Raw genomic sequence first — 8,956 nt, 5'->3', positions numbered from 1 at the left:
GGCAAAGGCCAGGTCCTTGAGCCAGTCGATGGCCACGGGAACATCCCAGACCTGATTGGCGTCGATCATCAGCTTGCGGTCCGGCCCCAGCACCTCGCGAGCGATACGCAGGCGGCGGATGTCGTCCTCGCGGTCGCGGCCGACCTTGAGCTTGACGTGGTTGAAGCCCGCGTCCACAGCCTCCTGGCACAGCCGGCGCAGCTTGTCGTCGGGGTAGCCCAGCCAGCCGGCCGAGGTCGTGTAGCAGGGGTAGCCCTCGCGCTCCAGCGTGGCCAGGCGCTCGGCCTTGCCCTCTGCTGCGCGGGTGAGCAGCGCCAGCGCCTCGTCGGGTGTGATGCAGTCGGTGATGTAGCGGAAGTCGATGCAGCGCACCAGCTCGGCCGGGCTCATGTCGGCCACCAGGCGCCACACCGGCTTGCCCTCGGCCTTGGCCCACAAGTCCCATACGGCATTGACGACGGCGCCGGTGGCGAGGTGGATGGCGCCCTTGTCGGGCCCGATCCAGCGCAGTTGGCTGTCCGACGTGACGTGGCGCCAGAAGCGGCCCATGTCGGCGGCGATCCAGCTCAGCTCCAGGCCGACAACCAGGTGGCGCATGGCCTCAATGGCGCGGCAGCAGATATCGTTGCCACGGCCGATGGTGAAGGTCAGGCCATGGCCTTCCAGGCCCGGCGTGTCGGTTTCAAGGATGACGTAGGCGGCCGAGTAGTCCGGGTCGGGGTTCATCGCGTCCGAACCGTCGAGGTGCTGCGACGTCGGGAAGCGCACATCCACCGTGCGCAGGCCTGTGATGCGGGTGGTCATGCTGCGACGGTCTTCTGCGTTTGAACGCCCAGGCCCTGGATGCCCAGGCGCATGGTCTGGCCGGGCTTCAGGTACAGCGGCGGCTTCTGGCCCAGGCCGACGCCGGGCGGCGTGCCGGTGGAGATGATGTCGCCGGGCTGCAGGCTCATGAACTTGCTCAGGTAGCTGACGATCTGCGCAACGCCGAACACCATGGTGCGCGTGTTGCCGTTCTGGAAGCGCCGGCCGTCGATCTCCAGCCAGAGGTCCAGCTGCTGCGGGTCGGCCACCTCGTCGGCCGTGACGAGCCAGGGGCCGATGGGGCCGAAGGTGTCGCAACCCTTGCCCTTGTCCCACTGCGTGCCGCGCTCGAGCTGCCATTCGCGCTCTGACACGTCATTGACGACGCAGTAGCCGGCCACATGCTTCATCGCGTCGGCTTCCTCGATGTAGCGGCCACCTTCGCCGATGACGACGCCCAGCTCCACCTCCCAGTCGGTCTTGAGCGAGCCGCGCGGGATCTGCACCGCGTCATCGGGGCCGCAGATGGCGCTGGTCCACTTGGCGAAGACGACGGGCTCGGTCGGCACGGGCAGGCCGGACTCGGCAGCGTGATCGGCGTAGTTCAGGCCGATGCAGATGAACTTGCCGACGCGGCCGACGCAGGGGCCGAGGCGCAGGTCCTGTTGCGGCGTGCCGCTGACGAGTGGCAGGTCCGTCGGGTCGATATCGCGCAGCCTTGCGAGGCCGGCGGGCGTCAGCACGTTGCCTGCAACGTCATCGACAAGGCCTGAGAGGTCGCRCACGCGGCCGTTGTCATCGAGCAGGCCGGGGCGTTCTTGGCCAACAGGGCCGTAGCGAAGGAGTTTCATGAGAAGTTCGTTATTGACGGATCGGGAGATATGCCGAAATGACGCGCGCCTTAAATCGTGACGCCGCCATCAACGCAAACGGCCTGCCCGGTGATGAAGCGCGACGCGTCGCTGAGCAGGAAGACGACGAGCGGAGCGATGTCGTCGACGGTGGCCAGCCGGCCCATGGGCTGGCGGGCGATGAAGTCTTTCTCGGCCTGCACGGGATCGGCCGCCGCAGCGATCCGCCCGCGCAGGGACGGTGTGTCCACCGTGCCGGGGCAAAGGGCATTGCAGCGCAGGCCTTGCTTGACGAAGTCCGCAGCGACTGCCTTGCTCAAGCCGATGACGGCCGCCTTGGTCGTGCCGTAGGCGAAGCGGTTCGCAAAGCCCTTCACCGATGAGGCCATGGATGCCATGTTCAGCACCGAGGCGCCGCCGCCGTGGCGTGCGGCCTCTGCGAGCATGCCCGGCAGGAAGGCGCGCAGCGTGCGCAGCATGCTCTTCACGTTCAGGTCCATGCTGAAGTCCCAGGCCGCTTCGTCGCAGTCGAGCACCGTGCCGTGATGCACGAAGCCGGCGCAGTTGAACAGGCCATGCAGAGCAGGCAACCGACCGGCCAGGCTCTGCACCGACAGGGTGTCGCGGACATCGAGAACCTCGGTACGCAGCGCCGAAGATGCCGCCTCCCGGGCCAGCGCGGCCAAACCGCTTTCCTGGATGTCCGTGGCGATCACCTCGGCACCTGCCGCGAGGCAGGCCAGGGCGCTTGCACGTCCGATTCCCTGCGCTGCTGCGGTGATCAGAACGGTCTTGCCCGCCAGGCAGGCGGAAGGGGCATGGAAGTCGCTCACGGGGGTCAGGGTATTGAAGGTCTGACCAGTGTAGGCGAACATGGCATAAATCGTTAAATTGGCCTTACCAATTTCAATTATCGAAGGCGCTGGCGCCCATCGACCCGATTCGCGGCAGTTGGCCAGGCCGCGTTTTTCATGGATTGCCGTCGACGGCGATTTGCCCCGTGAGGCGAGCGCTTCGTTGTGCCGGCGCCCGCCTTTGGATCTAGAGTGCACAGGACGCAAATGCCGAAGTTTGATGGCGTGCAATCTGACCTGACCAGCATCAGATTCCTCATGGGAGGGATCGTGCTCACCGTGGCCGTGCTGGGTGTTCACATGATGCTGCCCGCGCGAACTCTGGATCTGCTGGAGCCGGGCGTGAGCAAGCATTTCCTGGAAGCCCCCCCTCAGGCCGGCGAGGAAGCCGCGGTGCAGTGGGTGGACGCCGGGCGGTTGCGATGGCGTTGCCAATACGTCGCCTCCGGGAAGTACCAGCCGTGCGTCCTGACCTATCTGCTGACCGGCGACGATCTCAGCCGCGGCCGGGATCTGAGCGGTTTTGATCACATCGAGCTGGAACTGGACTACCAAGGGCCGGCGCCATTCCTGCATCTTGATATCCGGAATTTCGATCCACGCTTCTCCAGGCTCGAGGACGCCAACAGCTCGCGGATGCACGCGGTCACGCTTCGAAGGCGAGACGTTGAGCAACCGGTGCGCATCAAGTTGAGCGAACTCAACGTGCCCGACTGGTGGGTCCAGATGTTCAATCTGCCTCGCGAGTACAACCAGCCGAGCCTGGACAACGCGACGTCGTTGTCCATCGGCATTCCCGGAGAGCTGACCGGCCAGCACCATGAACTGCAGCTTCGCCGCCTGGTGCTGAAGGGCGAATGGATCAGCGACGACCGCGTCTACCTGGGCATCCTGCTTGCCTGGCTTTTTGGTGCTTGCGCCATGGTGTTGCGCGGCTGGCAGCGACTGCGCCTGAGCCATCGCCGCCAGCAGCGGGAGATCGATGCCTTGACAGCGCGCACGCGTCAGTTGCGCATCGAGCAGGAGAACCTGCGCCGCCTGGCTACGGTCGATGAACTGACCGGTGTGTTGAACCGGCGCGGCCTGGAGCAATCGCTGGGTGACATGGAAGAGGCGGCACAGGGGATGTCGCTCGTGCTGCTGGACATCGACCACTTCAAGCATGTCAACGACCGCCATGGCCATGATTGCGGCGACGAGGTATTGCGCCGCGTTGCGGCCATCGTCGCGGCCAACCTGCGCGCGAGCGATGTCATCGGTCGCTGGGGCGGCGAGGAGTTCCTGATCGCCTGCCAGGGCACGCGTGTGCGTGATGCCGCCCGCCTGGCCGAGAAGCTTCGCGAACGCGTGCAGCAGAGCGAGGTCAGCTGTACTGCGGGCCGCCTCGCAATCACCGCCAGCTTCGGCGTGGCGCTGTCGCCGCCGGGAGGGTCAGCTGCGAACGCCCTCAAGCGGGCCGACGAGGCCCTGTATCGCGCCAAGGAGGCCGGCCGGAACCGCGTCGAGATAGACAGGACGCTGCAGAGCGACTCACCGACCACGGTCTGATTTGTTGGACCCTCAATAAAACCGCAATCCCCAGGCGGCGGCGAGCGAAACGGCTGCAAGCCACAAGCTCGTCGCCACCATCAGCAAGATGGGCCGCCAACCTGCGCTGGCGAGGTGCGGGAACGACGTCTTCATGCCGAGCCCGGCCACCCCCAGCATGAGGCAGGCGCGCGAGGCGAGATTGAGCTGCTCCTGCACTGGCCGCAGGCATCCCAGCGAGTTGAGCGTCGCCAGCACGACGAACAGCCACAGAAAGCCCGGCACCAGCGCGCCGAGTCGCATGACCATCGGTCGTGCCTGGCGCGGCGGCTCGGCGGCCGAAGTCCGACAGGCGATGGACACGCCCAGCACGACGATGAAGAGCAGGCTGACGCGCAGCAGTTTGACGATGGAGGCCGCGTCGCCGGCGGCCGCAGAGATCGAATAGCCCGCTACCACCACCTGCGCCACGTCATGGATGCTTCCGCCGATGAAGAGGCCAGCACCAGCCGGCGACAGCTGCAACTGCCGCGCGATCAGTGGGTAGGCCACCATCGCCGCCGTCGACAGCAGCGTGGCCAAGACGGCCACGACGAGCGCGTGACGTTCGTTCGGCGTCTCCCCTTCACCGGCGCGCGGCAGCACCGCGCCGATCGCCAGCGCCGCAGAGGCGCCGCAGATGGCCGTGGCGCCGCCCGCCAGCACGCCGAGCGCCCACGGCAGGCGCAGTGCCTTAGCCAGCCACCGACCGCACAGGAGGGTGCTGGCGACCGCGAACAACACGACAAGCAAGGTCGGCCAACCGAGCCCGGCGACCTGCTCCCAGCTGATGCGCGCACCCAGCAGCCCCACGCCCAGGCGCAGCAGCGTGCGGCCGCAGAAGTCCACACCAGCGGCCGTGCGGTCCTGCGGGCTCTGGCTGTGCAGCGCCGCGCCGAACAGCAGCGCATACAACATCGGCGGCCCCTGATACAGCGCGGCAACGAATGACGCAGCCAAAGCGATCAGCACGCAGGTCGCCCAACCCGGCCAGACTCGCCGCAGGGCCTGGCCATGAGCGTCGAAGAAGGCAGCCCGTGCCAGCATGCGGCCCTAGATCCGGCAGTTGGGCACGACCGAGTGGCTGGCGAGGCGGGCCGCTGGCAAGGCGTGACGACGAAGTGGGCTCATGCCCACGAGGAGRAGCAACGCSGCCAGCGGSYTGAAGCGCCAGACCAGCGGGCGTGCAGCGTTGYTCACCGAAGTGGTGAGGACGGACCAAACGCCAAGGTGTTGATGCATCGATTCTTTCGAAGAATGGTGAGCGGTCAACTGCCGGATCTAGGGCTATTTCTCGACGAAGGCCCGCTCGATGACGAAATGCCCGGGATGGCTCATATTGCCCTCGGTCATGCCCATCTCGTCGAACACCGCGCGCGTGTCGCGCAACATCTCGGGGCTGCCGCACAGCATGAAGCGGTCGTTCTCCTTGCACAGTGGCGGCAGGCCGATGTCGCTGGGCAGCTTGCCGTTGGCCATGAGCGTCGGGATGCGCCCCTGGTTGCGGAAGGGCTCGCGCGTGACGGTCGGGTAGTAGATGAGCTTGTCGCGCACCTGGTCGCCGAAGAATTCGTTGTCGGGCAGCTCGCGCGTGATGATGTCCTCGTAGGCCAGCTCGCTCACCTGGCGACAGCCATGCACGAGGATGACCTTCTCGTAGAGCTCGTAGACGTCGGGGTCGCGCACGATGGCCATGAACGGCGCCAGGCCCGTGCCGGTGGCCAGCAGGTAGAGATGCCGGCCGGCCAGCAGGTTCTGCGTGACGAGGGTGCCCGAGGCCTTGCGGCCGATGTGCACCGTGTCGCCAACCTGGATGTGCTGCAGGCGCGAGGTCAGAGGGCCGTCGGGCACCTTGATGCTGAGGAACTCCAGCGTGTCGTCCCAGTGCGGGCTGACGACGCTGTAGGCGCGCAGCAGCGGCTTGCCGTCGACCATCAGGCCGATCATCGTGAACTGCCCGCTTTGGAAGCGAAAGCCCGGGTCACGAGTGCAGGTGAAGGAGAACTGGCGGTCGGTCCAGTGGCGGACGTCCAGCACCTTGGCGTCGAAAAGGATGCTCATGCGCAAGGCTCCAGGCAGAGTTGATGCAGATAGGGCCAGGGGTAGATGCCGCGGTCGTGGCCGTCGCTGAAGACGAGCTGCAGGCCCTGCGGCCCGACGGGGTGGAGGGCGGTGAGCTGTGTGTCGATGGGCGCCTGCACGGGCTCGCCGCTGCGCCGGCGCTGCTCGCAGCCGGCACATTTGCAGGCGGCGCGCAGCACCGGGCCGCTGAGGCGGGCGGCGCGGCCATCGGCCCAGGCCAGCGCCAGCACGCCACTGGCCTGGTGCCAGACGACTTCGGTGGGAATGGCGTCCATCAGACGAGGTGCTCCACGCCCTGCGGGCCGATCTCGGTGCACAGGCCCGCCAGCCCGCCTTCGCTCAGTTCGCCCCCCATGGCCGCGATGCTTTCCTCGCGGATCAGGCCCTTGATCTGGCGCACCATGGCGACGAACTCGGGTTCGGAGGTCATGTCCGGCGTGCGCGGCCGCGGCAGCGGCACGTCCAGCTCGGCCTTGATGCGCCCGGGCCTTGCCGTCATCACGTAGATGCGGTCGGACAGGAACACCGCCTCCTCGATGTCGTGCGTGATGAAGAGCACCGAGATGCGCAGGCGCTGCCACATATTGGTCAGGATCTCCTGCATCACCACGCGGGTCTGAGAGTCGAGGGCGCCGAACGGCTCGTCCATCAGCAGCACCTGCGGGCTGGTGGCCAGCGCGCGGACGATGCCCACGCGCTGCTTCATGCCGCCGGAGAGCTGGTCGGGGTAGTGGTTCTCGAAGGACAGCAGGCCGGCCAGCCCCAGCAGCGTGCGCGCCTGCGCCTCGCGGTCGCTGGCCGACGCACCCTTCATGCGCAGCCCGAACTCCACGTTGGCACGCACCGTCATCCATGGGAAGAGCGAGTACTGCTGGAACACGACGCCGCGGTCCGAGCCCGGGCCCGTGATGGGTTGACCGTCCAGCAGCACCTGGCCGCCACTGGGCTTGAGGAAGCCTGCCACCGCGTTCAGCAGCGTGGACTTGCCGCAGCCGGAGGGGCCGATCAGCGACACGAACTCGCCGGGCCGCACATGCACGTTGGCGGCGCGCACGGCTTCGAAATCCTGGCCTTTTGAGTGGAAGCGGATGTCCAGCTCGCGCACGTCCACGCGGCCACGGGATGCTGTTGCCACGTCCATCACCGTCCCCCTTGCGAATGAGCCTGCCAGGGCATGGCGAGCTTGGCCAGCAGCCGGATGGCGCCGCTGCACAGCAGCCCCAGCACGCCGATGGTGATCATCCCGAGCGCAATCTCGGCGTAGCTGATCAGGGAGTAGGCCTCCCACGTGAAGTAGCCGATGCCGAACTGCCCCGAGATCATCTCGGCGGCGATCAGCGACACCCAGGCCACGCCCATGCCTACCGCCAGGCCCGTGAAGATGTGGGGCAGGGCGCCGGGCAGCACCACGTGCCTGAGCAGGCTGGCCTCGCCCGCGCCCAGCGTGCGGGCGGCGCGCAGCAGCACCGGGTCGATGGCCTCGACCCCATGCACGGTGTTCAGCAGGATCGGGAAGAAGGCGCCCAGGAAGGTGATGAAGACGATGCTCACCTCGTTGTCGGGCCACAGCATGATGGACATCGGCACCCAGGCGATGGCCGGGATGGGCCGGAAAACCTCCATCGCCGGCATGGCCAGCCCGCGCACGATGCGGTAGCGGCCGATCAGGATGCCCAGGCCGACGCCCAGGCCCGTGGCCACCAGGAAGCCGAGCAGGATGCGCCGCACGCTGATGCCGATGTTGGTGACGAACTTCGGGCTGGCGTTGACCTCCACCACCTTCTCCAGCACTTGGGCCGGCGTGGGGATGTTGTTGAAGCGGATGTAGGCGTCGAGCTTGTAGCGCGTGGCCAGGTGCCAGAAGAGCAGCACGCTGGCGATGGACAGCGCGCCCATCAGCGCCGCCGCGCCACGGCCCCGCCAGAAGCGCTGCCACAGGCTGGGCGCAGCAGCCGCGGGCAACGGCAGGGGCAGCGGCGTGATGCCCTGGCCCACGTGGGCGGGCGGGGCCGCCTTGGGCGCCGCCGCAGGCATTGCAGCAGGCGGCGCCAGGGGCGGCGTGTAGGTTTGGATGCGGGGCAGCGCGCTCATGGTGTTCACTTCACGCTGACCGCGACGACAGTGGCGTTGGCCTGCCCCAGGGCCTCCGCAAAGGTGGCGAGCTTGCCGTGCGTCCTGGCGGCGTAGGCCTCGGCGTCTTTCTTCAGCAGGAAGGGCACGGCCAGCGGCGCCTTGGGGTTGCTGGCGTCGACCGCGTAGAAAGCCTTGTCGGCGACGACCTTGATGCCCAGCTCCTTGTCGTAGAGGTAGGCGACGTTGACCTTCTTGCCCGCCGCCTCGTACTGCTTCACGCCAGCCAGCAGGCAGGCGGGCGAGCTGGCCACGACGATCTCGCCGCTGGACAGCCAGATCTCGCCGGCCTCCTTGGGCCGCGTGACCGGCACCTTGCAGATGGGGTCGTTGCCGGCAATGTCGTAGTTGGCGAGCGTCTGCTTCTGGGCCTCGTAGTCCTGGCCGCGCTGCTTGAAGGCTTCGCGCAGATAGCTCTCGTTGACCCAGGCGACGGCGTCGAACTCCTTCACGCGGCCCAGCTTGGCCAGCACGCCGTGTGCGATCTTGATCGTCTCGACCCAGCGCGGCTTGATGCTCGGGTCCAGCGTGTGGATGCCGCCCGGGCCGAGGAAGAGGTAGACGACCTCCTTCTCGATCTTGGTCCACTCTTCGATCTTGGCGGCGGCCAGCTTGGGGTCCTTGCGCACCCAGTCGTTGGCCTCCATCAAGGCCTTGATGTAGGCCACA

Annotated in this window: 9 protein-coding genes and 1 pseudogene; 1 reads left to right on the top strand and 9 read right to left on the bottom strand. The window is 67.2% G+C overall.

What is annotated here, in order from left to right; translation table 11 throughout:
- From ACXJKR_RS16680 to ACXJKR_RS16670, 3 genes are all read right to left on the bottom strand, one after another.
- On the bottom strand, positions 1-804 hold an 804-nt coding region (locus ACXJKR_RS16680; RefSeq protein ID WP_457323768.1), incomplete at its 3' end, for an enolase C-terminal domain-like protein.
- Positions 801-1,655, bottom strand: a complete 855-nt coding sequence (locus ACXJKR_RS16675) for an ureidoglycolate lyase (protein WP_457323767.1) — start codon at positions 1,653-1,655, stop codon at positions 801-803. The genes ACXJKR_RS16680 and ACXJKR_RS16675, both read right to left, overlap by 4 nt.
- Positions 1,656-1,705: 50 nt before the next feature.
- The gene (locus ACXJKR_RS16670) at positions 1,706-2,458 is read right to left on the bottom strand and encodes an SDR family oxidoreductase (RefSeq protein WP_457323769.1); all 753 of its coding nucleotides are present in this window, start codon (positions 2,456-2,458) and stop codon (positions 1,706-1,708) included.
- A 216-nt stretch (positions 2,459-2,674) separates the two neighbouring features.
- Here ACXJKR_RS16670 and ACXJKR_RS16665 point away from each other — a divergent pair, with 216 nt between their 5' ends.
- Positions 2,675-4,057, top strand: coding sequence for a GGDEF domain-containing protein (locus tag ACXJKR_RS16665; RefSeq protein WP_457323766.1), 1,383 nt, complete (start codon positions 2,675-2,677; stop codon positions 4,055-4,057).
- 12 nt (positions 4,058-4,069) lie between these two features.
- Here the strand turns inward: ACXJKR_RS16665 and ACXJKR_RS16660 are convergent, their stop codons facing one another.
- The 6 genes and pseudogenes from ACXJKR_RS16660 to ACXJKR_RS16635 form a co-directional block, all read right to left on the bottom strand.
- Positions 4,070-5,047, bottom strand: a complete 978-nt coding sequence (locus tag ACXJKR_RS16660) for a YeiH family protein (protein ID WP_457323765.1) — start codon at positions 5,045-5,047, stop codon at positions 4,070-4,072.
- A 315-nt stretch (positions 5,048-5,362) separates the two neighbouring features.
- A complete protein-coding gene (locus ACXJKR_RS16655; protein ID WP_056193177.1) occupies positions 5,363-6,136 on the bottom strand; it encodes a ferredoxin--NADP reductase in 774 nt (257 codons plus the stop codon).
- Positions 6,133-6,432: a gamma-butyrobetaine hydroxylase-like domain-containing protein gene (locus tag ACXJKR_RS16650; protein ID WP_457323764.1), complete on the bottom strand. Its 300-nt coding sequence runs from the start codon at positions 6,430-6,432 to the stop codon at positions 6,133-6,135. The genes ACXJKR_RS16655 and ACXJKR_RS16650 overlap by 4 nt, the downstream gene beginning before the upstream one ends.
- Positions 6,432-7,298, bottom strand: a complete 867-nt coding sequence (locus tag ACXJKR_RS16645) for an ABC transporter ATP-binding protein (RefSeq protein WP_457323763.1) — start codon at positions 7,296-7,298, stop codon at positions 6,432-6,434. Before ACXJKR_RS16645 ends, ACXJKR_RS16650 begins: the two co-directional genes overlap by 1 nt.
- Positions 7,298-8,248: an ABC transporter permease gene (locus tag ACXJKR_RS16640; protein ID WP_457323762.1), complete on the bottom strand. Its 951-nt coding sequence runs from the start codon at positions 8,246-8,248 to the stop codon at positions 7,298-7,300. Before ACXJKR_RS16640 ends, ACXJKR_RS16645 begins: the two co-directional genes overlap by 1 nt.
- A 5-nt stretch (positions 8,249-8,253) precedes the next feature.
- A pseudogene (locus ACXJKR_RS16635) lies at positions 8,254-8,956 on the bottom strand (ABC transporter substrate-binding protein); the annotation flags it as partial.

The organism is Roseateles sp. P5_E11 (genome assembly GCF_054049355.1).
The sequence above is the reverse complement of the archived record's forward strand: the minus strand, read 5'-3'. Positions and strand labels throughout refer to the sequence as shown.